Annotated in this window: 15 protein-coding genes; 4 read left to right on the top strand and 11 right to left on the bottom strand. The window is 31.3% G+C overall.

Annotated features, from left to right (window positions below):
* The 4 genes from mutL to ACVC08_RS14165 all read left to right on the top strand — a co-directional run bounded on the left by mutL (nt 1) and on the right by ACVC08_RS14165 (nt 4,735).
* On the top strand, nt 1-1,896 hold the full coding sequence (gene mutL, locus ACVC08_RS14180; RefSeq protein WP_452602519.1) for a DNA mismatch repair endonuclease MutL: 1,896 nt from the start codon (nt 1-3) through the stop codon (nt 1,894-1,896).
* A gap of 6 nt (nt 1,897-1,902) precedes the next feature.
* Nucleotides 1,903-2,724, top strand: coding sequence for a rhomboid family intramembrane serine protease (locus ACVC08_RS14175; protein ID WP_452602546.1), 822 nt, complete (start codon nt 1,903-1,905; stop codon nt 2,722-2,724).
* Nucleotides 2,724-3,584 (top strand): rhomboid family intramembrane serine protease, encoded by an 861-nt coding sequence (locus ACVC08_RS14170; protein WP_452602518.1) that lies wholly within the window; start codon nt 2,724-2,726, stop codon nt 3,582-3,584. Before ACVC08_RS14175 ends, ACVC08_RS14170 begins: the two co-directional genes overlap by 1 nt.
* Before the next feature lie 125 nt (nt 3,585-3,709).
* Nucleotides 3,710-4,735, top strand: a complete 1,026-nt coding sequence (locus tag ACVC08_RS14165; protein ID WP_452602517.1) for an endonuclease/exonuclease/phosphatase family protein — start codon at nt 3,710-3,712, stop codon at nt 4,733-4,735.
* Nucleotides 4,736-4,751: 16 nt separating this feature from the next.
* Here the strand turns inward: ACVC08_RS14165 and ACVC08_RS14160 are convergent, their stop codons facing one another.
* From ACVC08_RS14160 to ACVC08_RS14110, 11 genes are all read right to left on the bottom strand, one after another.
* Nucleotides 4,752-5,060, bottom strand: coding sequence for a DUF6122 family protein (locus tag ACVC08_RS14160; protein WP_452597857.1), 309 nt, complete (start codon nt 5,058-5,060; stop codon nt 4,752-4,754).
* Entirely contained in the window at nt 5,060-5,677 is a 618-nt protein-coding gene (locus ACVC08_RS14155) for a WbqC family protein (protein WP_452602516.1), read from the bottom strand. The genes ACVC08_RS14160 and ACVC08_RS14155 overlap by 1 nt, the downstream gene beginning before the upstream one ends.
* A gap of 101 nt (nt 5,678-5,778) precedes the next feature.
* Complete coding sequence (gene lepB, locus ACVC08_RS14150) at nt 5,779-7,509, bottom strand: signal peptidase I (protein WP_452602515.1); 1,731 nt, start codon at nt 7,507-7,509, stop codon at nt 5,779-5,781.
* A gap of 70 nt (nt 7,510-7,579) precedes the next feature.
* On the bottom strand, nt 7,580-8,281 hold the full coding sequence (dapB, locus tag ACVC08_RS14145) for a 4-hydroxy-tetrahydrodipicolinate reductase (protein ID WP_452602514.1): 702 nt from the start codon (nt 8,279-8,281) through the stop codon (nt 7,580-7,582).
* Nucleotides 8,282-8,321: 40 nt separating this feature from the next.
* Nucleotides 8,322-8,924: a DUF5683 domain-containing protein gene (locus tag ACVC08_RS14140; protein WP_452602545.1), complete on the bottom strand. Its 603-nt coding sequence runs from the start codon at nt 8,922-8,924 to the stop codon at nt 8,322-8,324.
* Nucleotides 8,914-9,828: a ParB/RepB/Spo0J family partition protein gene (locus ACVC08_RS14135; protein WP_452602513.1), complete on the bottom strand. Its 915-nt coding sequence runs from the start codon at nt 9,826-9,828 to the stop codon at nt 8,914-8,916. The genes ACVC08_RS14140 and ACVC08_RS14135 overlap by 11 nt, the downstream gene beginning before the upstream one ends.
* 3 nt (nt 9,829-9,831) lie before the next feature.
* Complete coding sequence (locus ACVC08_RS14130; RefSeq protein ID WP_452602512.1) at nt 9,832-10,596, bottom strand: ParA family protein; 765 nt, start codon at nt 10,594-10,596, stop codon at nt 9,832-9,834.
* A gap of 113 nt (nt 10,597-10,709) precedes the next feature.
* Nucleotides 10,710-13,088, bottom strand: a complete 2,379-nt coding sequence (locus tag ACVC08_RS14125; RefSeq protein WP_452602511.1) for a TonB-dependent receptor domain-containing protein — start codon at nt 13,086-13,088, stop codon at nt 10,710-10,712.
* Between the two features lie 159 nt (nt 13,089-13,247).
* On the bottom strand, nt 13,248-14,372 hold the full coding sequence (locus tag ACVC08_RS14120; protein ID WP_452602510.1) for a helix-turn-helix domain-containing protein: 1,125 nt from the start codon (nt 14,370-14,372) through the stop codon (nt 13,248-13,250).
* 29 nt (nt 14,373-14,401) lie between these two features.
* Complete coding sequence (gene scpA / locus ACVC08_RS14115; protein ID WP_452602509.1) at nt 14,402-16,525, bottom strand: methylmalonyl-CoA mutase; 2,124 nt, start codon at nt 16,523-16,525, stop codon at nt 14,402-14,404.
* Nucleotides 16,525-17,172, bottom strand: coding sequence for a hypothetical protein (locus ACVC08_RS14110; RefSeq protein WP_452602508.1), 648 nt, complete (start codon nt 17,170-17,172; stop codon nt 16,525-16,527). Before ACVC08_RS14110 ends, scpA begins: the two co-directional genes overlap by 1 nt.
* Nucleotides 17,173-17,176 lie beyond the last annotated feature (4 nt).

The raw sequence follows: 17,176 nt of genomic DNA, 5'->3' as shown, positions 1-17,176 counted from the left end.
ATGGCAGACATTATTCAATTATTACCCGATCATGTTGCTAACCAAATAGCAGCAGGAGAAGTAGTACAAAGACCAGCTTCTGTAGTAAAAGAACTACTAGAGAATGCAATAGACGCTGGAGCAAGTAAAATAAAACTAATAATAAAAGATGCCGGGAAAACACTTATTCAGGTTATAGATAACGGAAAAGGAATGAGTGAAACCGATGCGCGCTTAAGTTTTGAGCGCCATGCAACTTCAAAAATAAAATCGGCAGACGATTTATTTCAATTAAATACAAAAGGGTTTAGAGGAGAAGCATTAGCTAGTATTGCTGCTATTGCCCATGTAGAATTAAAAACAAAGCAGGAAGGAGACGATGTAGGGACTTGTATTGAGATAGAAGGGAGTAATGTAGTCTCTCAAGAGGTTGTTGTAACACCCAAGGGTACTTCTATAGGTGTAAAAAACTTATTTTTTAATATTCCAGCTAGACGAAATTTTTTAAAATCGAACCCAGTAGAAACACGACATATTATAGACGAGTTTCATCGTGTGGTTTTAGCACATCCAAACATTAGCTTTGTAATGTTTCATAATGGGAGCGAATCGTTTAACCTACCAGAAAGCAATTATAGACAACGTATAGTAAATGTCTTTGGCGCAAAAACAAATGAAAAGTTAGTGCCTGTAGATGAAGAAACAGAAGTATTAACCGTTTCGGGATTTATTGGTAAACCAGAGTTTGCTAAGAAAACGAGAGGAGAACAATTCTTTTTTGTAAATAACCGCTACATAAAAAGCGCGTATTTAAATCATGCCATAGGTTCTGCGTACGAAGGATTGTTAAAAGAAGGAACTCATGCTAGTTATTTTTTAAATTTAACAGTAGATCCACAAACAATAGATATTAATATACATCCCACAAAAACAGAAATTAAGTTCGATGATGAGCATACGTTATATGCTATAATACGTTCGGCTGTAAAGCATAGCTTGGGGCAATTTAATATAGCACCTGTTTTAGATTTTGAGCGTGATGCTAATTTAGATACGCCATATAATAAGACACAAGCAAAAATGCCAAGTGTAGAAGTAGATAGAAGCTTTAACCCATTTCAAGAGGATAAACCAATAAGAACTAGCTCAAGCGAGGCTACTTCATTTTCTAGCTTAAGTTCGGGAAACTCTGGATCTATACCTTCATACAAAAAAGAAAAAGGCCCAAGTTGGGAAAGTTTATATGTAGGCTTAGAATCTAAAGGCACCCAAACACAACAAGATTTTAGCGAAGTCCAGTTTGAAAGTGCACCTACAGAGACGTCTATTTTTGATGAAACTAATCAAGTAGAACAAAAACAAACAACCTATCAAATACATAATAAATATATTATAAGTAAAATAAAATCTGGAATGTTGGTAATAGACCAGAATAAAGCGCATCAACGTGTGCTTTACGAACAGTTTTTACAGAATATAACAGTACAAGAGGCGATGAGTCAGCAATTACTATTTCCATTAGAGTTGCATTTTTCTCCTCAAGAGATAGAAATTATAAATCAATTAAAAAGCGATTTAGAGCATACAGGATTTATATTTAAAGCAGTAAGTGATGAAAAAGTAGAAATTACAGGTGTACCAGTAAGCGTACCAGAAAGTGAAGTTTCTATTATTTTGGAGCAGCTTATTAGCGATGTGGAAAACGAAGTTCCAGATAGTAATTTTAGTGCTACAGATTTATTAGCAAAGTCTATGGCGAAGAGTTTAGCAATAAAAACTGGACAAAGTTTAAATAGAGTAGAGCAAGAGCATTTAGTAAATAGTTTGTTTGCTTGTAAAGAACCTAATGTGTCACCAACAAATAGAACAACCTTTATTACCATGACGGTTGACGAATTAGATAGAAAATTTGTGTAAATTATGATGAATAGATTAACAGATACCGTTAAGCATTTAATAATCATTAATGTTATAATGTTTATAGGAACGGCGATGGTAGGAGATGGTAAATTATTTTATGAATGGTTTGCATTATATTTTCCTAAAAATGAAGCATTTCAGCCATGGCAGATTTTTACTCATATGTTTATGCATGGTAATTTTATGCATTTGTTTTTTAATATGTTTGCCCTTTTCATGTTTGGCGTACCGGTAGAGTATAATTTGGGGACTAAAAAGTTTCTTTTTTTATACATATCTGCAGGTCTAGGAGCTGTTTTATTTCAATTAGGTTACCATTACTATGATTTTTATTCAGCATATCAAGGCATTGCTGACTTAAATATGAGTAACGAACTACTAAATAAAATTGTTTCTATTAATGCAGGAGATGGAGATTTTATAAAAGGTGAAATTTTAGAAAGAAAGATGATGCCTATACTTAAAGACTTTAATTTCGATCCTAGATTAATAGATAATAATGCATTTTCTTCTTTATTTAATATGAATGTAATAGCGAGAAGTTCTATGGTGGGAGCTTCCGGTTGTATTATGGGAATAATGGCTGCATTTGGAGTTATGAATCCTAATGCAAAATTGATGATGATTTTTTTACCAATTCCTATAAAGGCTAAGTATTTTATTCCAGGTATTATTATTTTAGACATTATTTCAGCAATTTCAGGGAGATCATTCTTTAGCCCTAGTAATACGGCATATATGGCTCACGTTGGAGGGGCAATAGTTGGATTCTTAATTATGTGGTATTGGAAAAAGAATTCGTTTAATAAATACAGAGTAGATTAATGAGTTTTACTGATGATGTAAAATATAGATTAAGAAAATTGAACATTCTTGAAAAAATAATAGTGCTTAATGTTATTATTTTTTTAATAGTATCTATTTTAAGCCCTATTTTAGGATCTGTTCTAAAGTGGTTAGAACTGCCTAGCGATTTCAATAGCTATATCATTAAACCATGGACCATATTAAGTTATGCATTTTTGCATTATAGTTTTATCCACCTGTTGTTTAATATGTTATGGTTATATTTTGTAGGTCGAATTTTATTAACTCTTTTTAGACCTAAAACTGCTTTAAATATCTATTTTTTAGGCGCTATAGTTGGCGGTCTGTTTTTTCAATTAGGCTACACAATTGCTCCAGACTTTTTTAAAGGAAGCGGTTATTTAATAGGCGCTTCGGCTGGTGTTAGAGCTTTATTTATCTTCTTGTGCGCTTATATGCCCAATAAAGAGGTGGAACTATTGGCCTTTAAGTTAAAGCTGTGGTATCTAGGAGCTTTTTTTGTTGCTGTAGATGTTATTAATATTTTCGGACAAGACAATCAAGGTGGGTATTTAGCGCATTTAGGTGGTGTTGTATTAGGGTATATTTATGCTAAACAGTTATTAAAAGGCAATGATATTGGTGCTGGTTTCGAAAAAATGATGGATTGGGTAACAAGTTGGTTTCGTGTTTCTAAGTCCTCTAATATGAAAACAGTATATAAAGATAAAACTAAGGTTGGTGGCTATACTAAAGGCGAATTTAATCAGTTTAATAACCAGAAAAAAGTAGATATTATTTTAGATAAAATTAGCAAGAGTGGATATGAAAGCTTAACAGCAGAAGAAAAAGAGTTTTTATTTAAAGCTGGTAAGTAAACATAGTTTTGAAATAAAAGAAGTGGTCTTTGTATTTAAAATCATAGATAAAGAATAGGTGTTGACAGTACTCGTTAAGCATTTAAAAATAACTTATAAGATTTCCGCATTAGCGGAAAATGAATATGAAAGGATTAAAGTTTTTTGAGAAAATAGTGTTTTTCTTCAATTCTGTTGGAGCATTCATACTATTGCTGTCTTATATTCTTCCTTTCTTACCTCCAAAAACGTTCTCTGCCTTATCAGTATTAGGTCTAGGAGTGCCTTTTTTAATTGTATTAAATGGTGTGTTTTTATTATACTGGCTTGTTAAAATAAAGAAACAGCTATTATTATCTTTAATTGTTTTAACTATTGGTTATATAACCTTTGGCTCATTATATAAGTTCTCTGAATCTAAAACGATAGAAAGTGATTCTAATCTATCTGTAATGAACTATAATGTAAGACTATTTAATTTATATAACTGGATTGAAAAAGACCATATTGAAACCAAGCTTGTTGATTTTATAAAGACGGAAGCTCCAGACATATTATCTCTACAAGAATATCATCCTCATAAAAATATAGACCTTTCTTTTTTTAAGTATAAGTATGAAAAATTGGCTGGTAAAAAAACAAAGTATGGGCAAGCCATTTTTTCTAAGTATCCTATTATTAACTCTGGCTCTGTCGAGTTTCCTAGTAATACATCTAACAATGCTATATATGCAGATGTTTTAAAAGGCGCAGACACTATTCGTATTTATAATATTCATTTAGAATCTTTACATATTGATCCTAAGGTAGAAAATTTAACAAGAGAAGAGTCTGAAAAACTATTTAAAGGCGTAGGTAAAACCTTTAAAATGCAGCATTCTCAAGCTGAATTGTTTCTAAAACACAAAGCTAAATGCAAGTATAAAATGATTATTTGTGGAGATTTTAATAACACAGCATTCTCTTATGTCTATAAAGCCATTAGAGCCGATTTAAACGATACGTTTAAAGAAGGTGGTAATGGTTTTGGAAGAACGTATAACTTTAAGTTTTTTCCAATGCGAATTGATTATATTTTAACCGATAAAGCATTTAATATAAATAGCTTTAAAACCTATGATGTTGAGTATTCCGATCATTACCCTATAATGGCTAAGGTTAGCCTAGATTAAAAACATATTTTTGCCTCTACATTAATGCACAGTCTACTGTGTCTGCAATAATATGTATTGTTAAACCTAACCCAATAAGTCTAGTTTGTTTTGGGAACAATAAAATTATATATAAAGCAATTGCATAGTAGGAGTGTAGCGGGTGAAAGTTAATGCTGCACCTATTACTATCAAAAATAGGGGTAGCCAATAAATGGTCTAAATCTATAAGCATCCCTAAAATCATAATACAATATGCTTTTATCCACCTGTTTTTAAAGAATACAAAAGCAACTACCAAAGGTAAAATAAAATGAATGCCGTAATGTAATGTAGGTTGTAACATTATGGTAACTGCTGGGATTCTAAATAAGATAAAGCATTTGGACCCTCATTAAACAGTAAATCTAAAATACTTAAGTTAGAAATAAACCCATGCTTGTCTGTAAAGACTTGAGTATAATGTTCTAAATTGTATGCAGGCTCTTTCTTTGCTTGCACTAAATGCCTGTAATCTATTACATTTAAAGGTTCTTTATTGTAAATCGATGTTTTGCTTGTTGTTAGGTCTAACTGAAGACAATCGCAAACGACTTCAAAACATTTTAAATTAAACTCTAAAATATAATCAAAAGATGTCTTAAAAAGCGGCTGTAATTCGTCTGCGTAAAATTCAAAAAAAGGAGAAGTTCTATAAGCAGATTCTAGAGATTTCCAATGAATGTCTTGCCAATTATAATCATTAGCTATTTTGACATCTTTATAATATTGTCTGTTTTTTTGGGTATAAATAACAGGAATGCTTAACTGTAATTTACCATTTGCTGCATAAATATAACTCCTATTTCTGTAGGTTTGTTTTTGAAAATTATCCATCATTTCAAAAGTAACAGATTGGGCTTTTGTAATAGCTACAAAAGTGGCAATACTTGGAAAAGATGTTGGATGAATTAAAATATGCATTTATACACTTAAAATTATTATTGTCTTAAACGGTAAGCAGCTACTAAAAATAGCAGCTGCTTATAAAATATAGTTTTTAATCAGTTATTTTGTTCACTTAATTATGCCGCTTTTTTACGTTTTCTCCATTTATTAAAGCCAATAAGACCGCCTATTAAAACTAAAACAGGGATAAAGTAAGATACAGGAGAACCACTACCATGTACTGTAGTAAATAATCTATTCCAACGTATTTTGTTAAAACCAGAAGCATTACTATCCCAACTCATCCAAATTAAAACAGGCTTTCCTACCACGTGATTATGTGGTACATATCCCCAAAATCTAGAATCTATAGAGTTTTGTCTATTGTCTCCCATCATCCAATAATAATCTTGTTTAAAAGTATAATTGGTTACTATTTCGTTATTTATTTTTATCTGGTTTCCATTAACAGAAAGCGTGTTGCCTTCGTACTCTGTAATAATACGTTTGTATAATGGTAAAACATCTACATTTAAATCTATTGTAGCTCCTTTTTTAGGAATGTATATAGGTCCAAAGTTGTCTACAGTATTTCTGTAACTTGGGTCTTGAGGAAATAAAGAAGGGTTAGGAGCTTTAGAATTAACTTTTGTTATGGAAGTAACACTGCTTTCTTTTTCCATTTGTGCAGCAAGCTCTTCTGTCATGTTTACATTTATTGTAGAGCCAACTATTTTAACTTTTAAACGGTCAAATAACTTTTGGGTCATTCCTCCTGTAACCAAAGTATTTAGAGAATCTCTAGATTCTACATTTAAAATAATATTTTCATTTCTTAAATAAGCTTGTAAGTCTGGTCTATCCCAAAATCTATTTTCTATGGCAAAAATTTGACGTTCTTGTTTTTCTGTAATACCATATTTGTTATAAAGTGCTTGAGGGTTAGATGTTGTCTCAACTGTATGGAAAAACTGTAATTTTGCACGATCTGGTAATTCGTTTTGCTTACCATTAATGTATACATAACCATTTCTAATCTCTAAAGAGTCTCCTGGAGCGCCTACACAACGTTTTACTAAATTTGTTTTTTTATCTATAGGCTTATAGTAGTTTCTATCTGGCCTAAAATCGTTCATATCTAATAAGGTATCTGCTGGCTGATTGAAAACTACAATTTCGTTTCTGTCTATTTTTTCGAAAGCTGGCAACCTCATATACGGTAACTGCAATTTATTTAACCAAGAGGTTTTACGAGCCTCATAGTCATCACTAAATAGATACGATTTTTGTTTAGTTAACGGGATAGAATCATGTACCATTGGTAAGGCCACAGTTGTCATAGGTAATCTGGCTCCATAATGAAATTTACTTACAAATAGGAAGTCGCCTATTAATAGGGATTTTTCTAAAGAGGATGAAGGTATAACAAAAGGTTGAATAAAATAAGTGTGTACTATTGTTGCAGCAACTACTGCAAAAGCAATAGAACTTACCCAATCGCCAAGTCCAGTTCTTGGTTTTAGGCTTCTATTTTCAATATAATTAACATCTGCAACATAGTTTAAATAAAAATTAAAGAAACCTAAAGAGGCTATAGCTAAAAAAGTATCTGCATTAGAGTTTCTACCAAAACTTCTAGCCGTTTCCACCCAAATAACAGGAAATAGTATAAGGTTAACTATTGGTAAAAATAAAAGAATAGTCCACCACCATTCTCTATTTATAATTTTCATTAAAATAACAGCATTATAAACAGGAACAAAAGCTTCCCAAGCTTGTCTTCCTGCTTTAATATATAGTTTCCAGGTTGCCAAGCCATGTATAACTTGTATTACTAAGAAAAAGATTAACCATTCGTTTCCAGACATAATTTGTTGTTTTTTATATTATTGCTATAGGTATTTCTATCCTATACAAATGTTACATTTTATTTTTTAGTTAACCAATATTTAACACATCTTTCATTGTAAATACTCCGGTTTTTCCAAGTAGCCATTCTGCGGCTATTACAGCTCCTAAAGCAAAACCTTCTCTATTATGAGCGGTATGGGTAATATCTATAGTATCTACTTCACTTTTATAAGTAATTGTATGTGTTCCAGGAACATTTTCAATTCGTTTAGCAGTTATAGGAAGGCTGCCGTTTGCAGATTGGTCTAATCCCCATGTATTATATTGGTCATTAACTTCTATGATGTCGTTGGCTAAAGATATTGCTGTACCACTTGGTGCATCTAGCTTTTGAGTATGGTGTATTTCTTCCATACTTATATTATACTCCTTTAGAGAAGACATCATTTTTGCTAATGTTTTATTGAGTTCAAAAAAAATAGTAACCCCTAAACTAAAATTTGAAGCGTATATAAAAGCTCCATTTTTTGCTTTACAAAGCGTTTCTATCTTATCATAATCGTCAAGCCAACCTGTAGTTCCAGAAATAACTGGGATGTTATTATTAATACAATTAGATATGTTACTAAAAGCAACTTTTGGAAGACTAAAATCTATAGCTATATCTGCTTGGGTAATATCGTAGATTGTATCAGCATTCGCTTTAATAACAATAGTATGTCCTCTTTTTACAGCTATTGTTTCAATGGTTTTTCCCATTTTACCATATCCTAGTAAAGCTATTTTCATAAGAAAATGTGTTTTTCCTTTTTTAAAGGAATTTATAATTTTAAAATCCGAAATTTAAGGTTAATCCAACACGGCCTTTATTATCTTGTTCGTTAATAATATAATGCGGCTTTAATGTTAAATTATCATCAATATTATATTGAAGCAAATGTGCATCGACATTAGCATCAATAATATTTAAAGCATATAAGCCTACAGTTATTAATAATGATAATTCTTTATTTCGACGTAATGTTTTTTGTGCATTTCTTAAACCATCATCTGTTAAACGCCCTTGGAATTCATCATCTTGAAAACCAGCTAAACGTCTTTTGTAAGCATCTCTTACACGATTATAGTCTTTATTATTTTTAGTGTAGAAATAGATACCTGTACCTAATGCAGCGTATACAATAGGGATTTTCCAATACTTCTTATTGTAGGCTTGCCCCAATCCTGGTAGTACTGCAGAATAAAAAGCGGCACGAGAAGGCGACAAAGGGTCTATGGGTTTACGTAATTGTGTGCTATCTAATACTACTGTAATTTCATCTGTTGAAGAAATTTCTTTTTTTTCTACAGTCTTATCTTTACTCTTTTGAGCAAAAACAAAAACACTAAAACATAAAAATACTATAGATAGTATGCTGTTTCTATTTAGAATCACCTTCAACTAATTTTTTAATTCGGTTAAAATCTTCTTCAGAATGGAACGGAATTATTATTTTTCCTTTCCCGTTACTAGAAGCTTTAACGTCTATTTTATGCCCAAAGTATTCAGAAAATGCGGTCATACCTTTTTTAACATATTTTGGCAATTCTGTAGTTGGTGCTTTTTTAGCAGGTACTTTTACTTCTTTAGTTTCATTGTAGTTTTTAACTAAAGCCTCAGTATCTCTTACCGATAGTTTTTTAGCTAAAATAGTTTCGTAGATTTCTAATTGTATTGTTTGGTCTTCAATATTTATCATAGCACGACCATGCCCCATAGACAAAAAGCCATCTCTCATTCCTGTTTGAATGATTGGGTCTAATTTTAATAAACGAAGGTAATTAGCAATAGTAGAACGTTTTTTCCCTACACGTTCACTCATTTGTTCTTGCGTTAATTGAATTTCGTCTATTAAACGCTGGTATGATAATGCAATTTCTATTGGGTCTAAATCTTGGCGTTGAATATTTTCAACTAATGCCATCTCTAGACTTTCTTGATCGTTAGCTATACGAATGTATGCAGGAATCGTTTTTAAACCTATAGATTTAGACGCTCGAAAACGACGTTCTCCAGAGACTAATTGGTATTTGTCAAATTCTAATTTTCTTACTGTAATAGGTTGGATAACACCCAATTCTTTTATGGATGATGCTAATTCTCGTAATGATTCTTCGTTGAAATTAGTACGTGGTTGAAATGGATTCATTTCAATACTGTCTAATTCTAACTCAACAATGTTCCCTATTACTTTATCTGCATTTTTATCCTGTACAGATTTTATGTCGTTACTTGGGTCTTTTAATAATGCAGATAATCCTCTACCTAAAGCCTGTTTCTTTGTAGCCTTCGCCATTTTTTAGGAGTTTTTATTTATTATTTCTTTTGCTAAGCTTAAATAATTACTTGCACCTTTACTAGAAGCATCGTAACTAATAATACTTTCACCATAACTTGGTGCTTCGCTTAAGCGTACATTACGTTGTATAATGGTTTTAAATACCATATCGTTAAAGTGCTTTTGTACTTCTTCTACAACTTGATTTGATAAGCGTAAACGAGCATCGTACATAGTAAGTAATAACCCTTCTATATCTAATTCTGGGTTATGCACTTTTTGAACACTTTTTATAGTGTTTAATAATTTACCAAGGCCTTCTAAGGCAAAGTATTCACATTGAATAGGAATTATAACAGCATCTGAAGCTGTTAAAGCATTCAACGTTAATAGCCCTAATGATGGCGCACAATCTATAAGTATATAATCGTATTCATCTTTAACATCTACTAATGCTTTTTTTAGCATGTATTCACGCTGATCCTTGTCTACTAATTCTATTTCTATAGCAACAAGATCAATATGAGCAGGAATAACATCTAAGTTGGGTGTGCTAGTCTCAACTGTTGCCTCTTGTGCAGAAACAGTATGTTCTAATAGCTGATAAGAACCTATTTCTACGGCTTCAACATCGATACCTAAACCAGAAGTTGAATTGGCTTGTGGATCGGCATCTATTAATAATACCTTTTTCTCTAGAACACCTAAAGACGCTGCTAAGTTGACTGAAGTAGTTGTTTTACCGACTCCTCCTTTTTGATTGGCAATTGCAATGATTTTACCCATTAAATAATTTGGTTTTAATATGTGTAAAAATACAATTATTTATGACTAATAAAAACGGAACTTGTTAACATAATCTCAATTAACAAATAAACGTTTTTAAATCAATTGTTTTTTTAGTTAGCTCTTCTTGTTTCTTCTTCATTTCCAAAATTTCTTTTTCTTTCATTAATCTTTTTATTTCCAAAATTATAACTAGCAGATAGTCTAATAAAACGATTGTTGTCGTTTTGTTCATAGACTTGTTTTACATTATTTACTGTAGATTCGAGATTGTTTAAACTAGAGGTATTAAAAATATCTTTAATTAATACAGCGACTTGTAAGTTTTTATCTAAAAACTGTTTACTAATTCCTAAGTCTAAACCGTAAGTTTCACCTAAACTGAATAAACCTAATTTAGAAGAAGAATTATAAAAAGCGTCTATTTGTAATTTAGTAGATTCATTTATTGCAATTTTATTGCTAGAGTTTATACCAAATTGGATTCCGTTTTGTGGTCTTGCACCAATATTTTTAGTAAATACTGTTTTTGAACCTGTAACGTTTAAACTATTTTGACTTTGCCACCATTTTACAGTATTGAATGTAAAACTTTCTTCAATACCATAAGAGTATTGTTTAAAGAAATTAGAACGTGTTACAATTTGTATACTATTATCAGTATCTGAAGTGAAGATAATACTCGCCCCATCACTTTTAATATTAAAAAAGGCACTGGTTGTATATTTATTTTTATAAGTATGTTTCAATTCAAAATTATCTACAAATGAAGGTCTTAAAAAAGGATTCCCAATGCTAGATGTATTACTACTAATAATTACTCTAAAAGGGTTTAAATCTCTAAAGCGAGGTCTCTCAATACGTTTACCATAGTTTAACGAAAAACTATTATTCTCATTATTTTCATAGCTTGCATAAAAAGATGGAAATAGTTTTGTGTAATTATTAGTATTTGTTTCATTTAATTCTACCGAGAAACCTTTGGTTTGTGTATTCTCTAACCTTAAGCCTAATTGTATGTTCCATTTTTCATTTATATTTTTTAATCCACTAACATAAACTGCTTGATTATTTTCTTCATATTTAAAACTATTAGATATGTTAGCATCAAAAACAGGAGTTCCGCTTATAGTGTTAAAAAGAGTAATATCACTACTATTTTTTATAGTGCTAACTTTTGCTCCGTAAGATAGATTGATAAATTGGTTAGGGTGTTCTATGTCTGTTTTTACACTAAAGTTTTTAATGTTCTGTTCTGCAAGAGTATTAGCTGCTGCATTTATTCCTAAAAAAGAATTATTTGAAGCAAAACTATTGGTTATAAAATTTCGATTCTGATTAGAATTGTATGTAAAGTAATCTAAATCTACAGAGAGGCTTTTTCCTAAACTATCTAATTTAGTATTAGAATGTAAATTGATGAGATGACTGTTTATTTTTACCTTATTATTTCCATTATTTATAAGCAAAGAATCTAATGTGTTAGAAGTATTGAAAATTTTCGAAACACTAGTATCGTCAAGACTTGGAGTTTTAATATTTCCTAAATATTGAAGACCTATAGTTGTTTTTTCGTTAACATCGTAATCTAATAATAGTTGGGATGAAAGATTATCTTCTCCATCCTTAGAATCAATATCAATATCCCATGTGCTATTTGGGTAGTATACTTGAAAATTTTCAGTATTTCTAGAATGACCTTTAGTCCCATTAATGTTTAAGGAAGCACTTAGTTTGTTTTTATTATATAACAGGCTATTTCTAAAGGTTAAAAAATTATAAGTATTAATATTATCAGCAACAGAGATTGTGTTTTTCCAAGAATTTAATTGGCCTTTCTTTAAAATTATATTTATAAGTCCACCATTTCCAGACGCTTCATATTTTGCAGGTGGCGTAGTTATAACTTCAATTTTTTTAATATCGCTAGCTGCTATAGCTTTTAAATAAAGCGTTAAATCTTCTTGAGACAATTGTAATAAACGACCATTAATCATAACTCTAGATTCACCTCTGCCAAGTAAATTAATACTGTTATTTTGTATCCTTAAACCAGGGGCAATACGCAAGGCATCTATAGCATCTCCGCCAATTGCTGTAACATTATTTTCAACATTTAAAATAATGCGATCAGGTTTCTGATCTATTATTTTTTTTTGATAGGTTATAACAACTTCATCCAAGGTATTATCTGTTTCTAGTAATATAGTACCAATATCTAAATCATTATTTATTGTTATTTCTTTTTCAAAATTAATATAGCCTATAAAACTAATAATCAATTTGTAAGTTCCAGAAGCTTTTGTTTTGAGTTTAAAAGTGCCATTATCGTCCGTTATTCCTCCAGTAATAATAGTTCCATCTAAATCTATTAAAGCAACATTTGCCCATATTATAGGTTGCGATTGGTCTGTAACTTTTCCTGTAATGCTAATTTGAGAAAGTAATACACTTGGTACTATAAAAAGGATTAATGTAATTAGGTGTTTCATAAGATTCATGTGTTTTAAAAGTGATATTTGTTTTACTTGAAGCAAATATCTTTTAGAATGAAATCTTACACGACCGATTGTTAAAAGTCGAACGCATTTTTACTGTAGAAATGCGTTCGACTTTTTATATTGAAACGTACGACTTTTTACAAAGCCTTGTTATTGCTGTGATTTTCGGTATGCAGTAGGTGTTTGTCCTGTATGTTTTTTAAAAGCTGTATTAAATGAAGATTTTGAATTAAACCCTACTTCATATAATATTTCTAGTACAGTTTGTTTCTTTTTTAAGGGATCTTTTAAAATAGACATAGCTTTTTCAATACGATAACTATTTATAAAATCGAAAAAATGCTGACCCAATTCTTGATTTATTAAAATGGATAATTCGCGATGCGGAATATCTGTTTTTTCAGAAAGACTTTTTACAGTTAAAGAGGGGTCTAAAAAAGGTTTTTCTTTAACCATATAATCTTTAATACTCTGTATTTGTTTGTTAGAAGTTGTCGTTTCATCTGATACCATTTCCTTAGATAAGAGAAGATTAACAGCAATTCCTCTAAATAATTTAGGAGATAAAAGCGCTTTAAATACTAACCAAAAACTAAAGAGTAAACCAAATAATAAGAGGATAATTCTAAAAATGTTTGTAAAATCTTGATCAAAATTTCCAGAGTCCCTAATACTACCTTTAATAAAAGTTAGTGCTTGGCCAACTAGTATAAATATAATAAGTTGCTTTACCCAATGGTAATTATAGAAAGCATCTTTATTAGTATAGTTTTCTAAAAGTAACTTTCGGTACCTTATAACGTAATATATTTCAGCAATAATGTATAGAACTTCAATAAATTTGCCAATAGCACTAGACCATTTGTATTCTGATGTTTCAAAATAATTTGATAAAAAATCAATTTGAATAGCTTCAGAAGCCATAAAGAAATTAGGGAATAGTACTAAAATATTTATTACCCAAGGTAGTAAGTGAATACTATGTTTTGCTTTAAGTTTGAAATCTGAATAGATAACAGAAAGAATATACAGAAATAATAGAGGATCTTTAAAACAAGACACCTGTATCCTTAGCATTTCTACAATAGGAGGTAACGTTATATAATTAATATAAAAAAAGACAGTTATATCTATAGCAGTGATTATTAAAAAACCTGCGAGTAACTGATTACTTAACTTTTTAGTTGTTTTTACTGTTAATAGAAATATAGAAAAAAGTACAAATAAGACAACTATTACAAAACTTGAAATTCCTATTATTGAAGCGTTATCCATTTGATTATTGATAGGTGAAAATAGACGATTTAATCAATTAAAACCTCTAATATCTTAATCGCCGCATCGCTAATTTTTGTTCCAGGGCCAAAAACGGCTACAGCTCCCGCATCGAATAAATATTGATAATCTTGTTTAGGGATTACACCACCAACAATAACCATAATATCTTCTCTACCATAATTTTTTAAAGCTTCTATTACTTGCGGAACTAAAGTTTTGTGTCCAGCGGCTAACGAGGAAACACCTAAAATATGCACATCGTTTTCTACGGCTTGTTTGGCTGCTTCTTCTGGAGTTTGAAATAATGGGCCTATATCGACATCGAAACCAACATCTGCATAACCAGTAGCAACTACTTTAGCGCCACGGTCGTGACCATCTTGCCCCATTTTAGCAATCATAATACGTGGTCTACGTCCGTCTTGCTCTGCAAATGCATTGGCTAAATCTTGTGCTTTTTTAAAGCTTTTATCGTTTTTTATTTCTTTACTATACACACCAGAAAATGATTTGATTTGTGCTTTATAACGTCCAAATTCTACTTCTAAAGCATCACTAATTTCTCCTAAACTAGCACGCTCTCTTGCTGCTATTACTGCTAAAGCTAATAAATTATCTTTACCAGTCTTTGCTGCTTTTGTTAAATTATCTAATGCTTGTTGCACTTTTTGGGAATCGCGTTTGTCTCTTATGCTGTTTAAACGATCTATTTGTTGGTTTCTAACTGTTTGGTTGTCAACCTCTAAAATATGTAGTGGATCTTCTTCGTCTAAAACATACTTATTAACACCTACAATAATGTCTTGTCCAGAATCTATTCTTGCTTGCTTTCTTGCAGCAGCTTCCTCAATACGAAGTTTTGGTATTCCAGCTTCAATAGCTTTCGTCATGCCGCCAAGTTCTTCTACTTCTTCAATTAAAGACCATGCTTTTTCTGCAATATCATTTGTTAAAGATTCTACATAATAACTACCTGCCCAGGGGTCTACGGTTTTGGTAATATGCGTTTCTTCTTGTAAAAATATTTGAGTATTACGTGCTATTCTAGCTGAGAAATCTGTGGGTAATGCAATGGCTTCATCTAAGGCATTGGTATGTAAACTTTGTGTTCCTCCAAATGCTGCTGCTGCTGCTTCAATAGTAGTCCTAGCAACATTATTAAATGGGTCTTGTTCTGTTAAACTCCAACCACTGGTTTGACAGTGTGTTCTTAAGGCTAGCGATTTTGGATTTTTTGGATTGAATTGTTTTACCAATTTTGCCCATAACATTCTGGCAGCTCGCATTTTTGCGATTTCCATAAAATGATTCATTCCAATGGCCCAGAAAAACGATAAACGTGGTGCAAAGGTATCTATATCCATACCTGCGGCTAATCCTTTTCTAATGTATTCTAAACCATCTGCTAGGGTATATGCCAATTCAATATCGCAAGTAGCACCTGCTTCTTGCATATGGTATCCAGAAATACTAATGCTATTAAATTTAGGCATATTATTACTGGTATACTCAAAAATATCTGAAATGATTTTCATAGAAGGCGTTGGTGGGTAGATGTATGTGTTTCTAACCATAAACTCTTTTAATATATCATTTTGTATGGTTCCAGCTAGTTGTTCTGGTTTTACGCCTTGTTCTTCAGCGGCAACAATGTAGAATGCCAAGATAGGGAGTACGGCACCATTCATAGTCATAGAAACCGACATTTTATCTAGCGGTATTTGGTCGAATAATATTTTCATATCTTCAACACTATCTATAGCCACACCAGCTTTTCCAACATCTCCTACAACACGTTCATGATCACTGTCGTAACCTCTGTGTGTTGCTAAATCGAATGCTACAGAGAGCCCTTTTTGCCCAGCGGCTAGGTTACGTCTATAAAAGGCATTACTGTCTTCGGCAGTACTAAACCCTGCATATTGACGTATAGTCCAAGGCCTTCTAACATACATGGTGCTGTATGGTCCTCTAAGGTTAGGTGCTATTCCGGCAACAAAATCTAGGTGTTTTAAATCTGTAATATCTTCTTTAGAGTATTTAGATTTTACTGTAATGTCTTCGGCCGTTTTAAACATTTTAGTTGGGGCTAACTTATCTTTGTTAATCGAGGACTTTAATTGTATGTTTTGTATGTTTTTTCTTTGCATTACAGTATCATTTTTTTTAGATAAGGATCAAAATTTACTTCGTACCCTGTAGCTAATTGTATGTAAACCGTTTTCTTGTTATGCGACACTATATAAGTTGAGTTATATGTTGTAGCATTTGTTTTTTTATTATCTATACGATGTATAACTTTAAATATTTGAGGTCCAGATTTATCATCGTATTTTGCTGTTATTTTGGTAAATTCTAAATCTGAGCTTTCAGCATAAGTTTCATTATTTATTCTAATCATTCCTAAAAGATATTGCGCGTCTCTTTTAGTTAATGGAGTATAGGGCATAGTATTCATAGAGTAAGTAGAACCTGTTACTTTATCGTAAAACACATAAAAATGGCCTTTCATTTTTCTAAGCAATGTTAAACGCTTACTCTCGTCTTTGTATGCTTCATCTGAAACTAATAATTTCAGCTCCTTTTGGTAGTCTAATAAAGAGTGTTTTTTAAATACACTTGGTAAATACACTTTAATACCGTCTTCTGATAAAAAAGTGTATTCACCAGGTATGTTTCCTGTAGTCTCTTGGTTTTCTATCCAGTTTTTTATTTCTTTTGCTGTATTCTGTATACAAGAACTTAGTACTATAAAAGTAGATAGAATTAGGTAGTATTTAAAAAATAATCTTTTCAAAATT

This window comes from Pontimicrobium sp. MEBiC06410 (assembly GCF_053601615.1).
The sequence above is the reverse complement of the archived record's forward strand: the minus strand, read 5'-3'. Positions and strand labels throughout refer to the sequence as shown.

Coding starts and splice junctions, on each gene's coding strand:
- ACVC08_RS14165 (WP_452602517.1), top strand. CDS start 3,710: ATGAAAGGATTAAAGTTTTTTGAGAAAATAGTGTTTTTCTTCAATTCT.
- lepB (WP_452602515.1), bottom strand. CDS start 7,509: ATGTCTGGAAACGAATGGTTAATCTTTTTCTTAGTAATACAAGTTATA.
- ACVC08_RS14155 (WP_452602516.1), bottom strand. CDS start 5,677: ATGCATATTTTAATTCATCCAACATCTTTTCCAAGTATTGCCACTTTT.
- ACVC08_RS14135 (WP_452602513.1), bottom strand. CDS start 9,828: ATGGCGAAGGCTACAAAGAAACAGGCTTTAGGTAGAGGATTATCTGCA.
- ACVC08_RS14160 (WP_452597857.1), bottom strand. CDS start 5,060: ATGTTACAACCTACATTACATTACGGCATTCATTTTATTTTACCTTTG.
- ACVC08_RS14125 (WP_452602511.1), bottom strand. CDS start 13,088: ATGAAACACCTAATTACATTAATCCTTTTTATAGTACCAAGTGTATTA.
- scpA (WP_452602509.1), bottom strand. CDS start 16,525: ATGCAAAGAAAAAACATACAAAACATACAATTAAAGTCCTCGATTAAC.
- ACVC08_RS14170 (WP_452602518.1), top strand. CDS start 2,724: ATGAGTTTTACTGATGATGTAAAATATAGATTAAGAAAATTGAACATT.
- ACVC08_RS14130 (WP_452602512.1), bottom strand. CDS start 10,596: ATGGGTAAAATCATTGCAATTGCCAATCAAAAAGGAGGAGTCGGTAAA.
- mutL (WP_452602519.1), top strand. CDS start 1: ATGGCAGACATTATTCAATTATTACCCGATCATGTTGCTAACCAAATA.
- dapB (WP_452602514.1), bottom strand. CDS start 8,281: ATGAAAATAGCTTTACTAGGATATGGTAAAATGGGAAAAACCATTGAA.
- ACVC08_RS14175 (WP_452602546.1), top strand. CDS start 1,903: ATGAATAGATTAACAGATACCGTTAAGCATTTAATAATCATTAATGTT.
- ACVC08_RS14120 (WP_452602510.1), bottom strand. CDS start 14,372: ATGGATAACGCTTCAATAATAGGAATTTCAAGTTTTGTAATAGTTGTC.